Origin of the sequence: Nocardia rhizosphaerae (assembly GCF_042650365.1) — a bacterium.
In the GTDB taxonomy this organism is placed as follows: Bacteria; Actinomycetota; Actinomycetes; order Mycobacteriales; family Mycobacteriaceae; genus Nocardia; species Nocardia rhizosphaerae.
Window position 1 is genome coordinate 1 of the sequence record NZ_JBHSBA010000008.1, and the last position, 798, is coordinate 798.

General features: G+C 54.3%; 1 rRNA gene. It reads left to right on the forward strand.

The features are described 5' to 3' along the window. Positions 1-229 precede the first annotated feature (229 nt). Positions 230-798, forward strand: a 23S ribosomal RNA gene (locus ACFOW8_RS18840); the annotation flags it as partial.

Genomic DNA, 798 nt, shown 5'->3' on the forward strand with positions numbered 1-798 from the left:
GTGGAACACTGACACTCTCATCGCATCAAGGTCGGGGCACAGTCTTCGACCGCGGTGATATACCGGCACACTATTGGGTCCTGAAAGAACACGCGAGTGTCTTTCAAGGCAAGACTAACGATCCGCTCGGATCTCGTTGACATCGCCGGCATTGCCGGGCTGGTCTTCGAATCTGGTTCGATGCGGGTGTGTTGTTTGAGAACTGCACAGTGGACGCGAGCATCTTTGTTAGTAAGTGTTTAAGAGCGTACGGTGGATGCCTTGGCACCAGGAGCCGATGAAGGACGTAGGAGGCTGCGATAAGCCTCGGGGAGCTGTCAACCGAGCTGAGATCCGAGGATTTCCGAATGGGGAAACCCAGCACGAGTGATGTCGTGTTACCCGCATCTGAATATATAGGGTGTGTGGAGGGAACGTGGGGAAGTGAAACATCTCAGTACCCACAGGAAGAGAAAACAACAGTGATTCCGTGAGTAGTGGCGAGCGAAAGCGGATGAGGCTAAACCGTGTGGATGTGATACCCGGCAGGGGTTGTCCATGCGGTGTTGTGGGGTCTTCTTTCTTACTGCTGCCGCAGTGAGCGAGAGTGAGAAACCGTTGTGTTAGTTGAAGTGGTCTGGAACGGCCTGCCATAGACGGTGATAGTCCGGTAAACGAAAACTCAACGGCTCTCGTAGGAGATACCCGAGTAGCAGCGGGCCCGTGAAATCTGCTGTGAATCTGCCGGGACCACCCGGTAAGCCTGAATACTCCCTGGTGACCGATAGCGGACTAGTACCGTGAGGGAAAGGTGAAAAG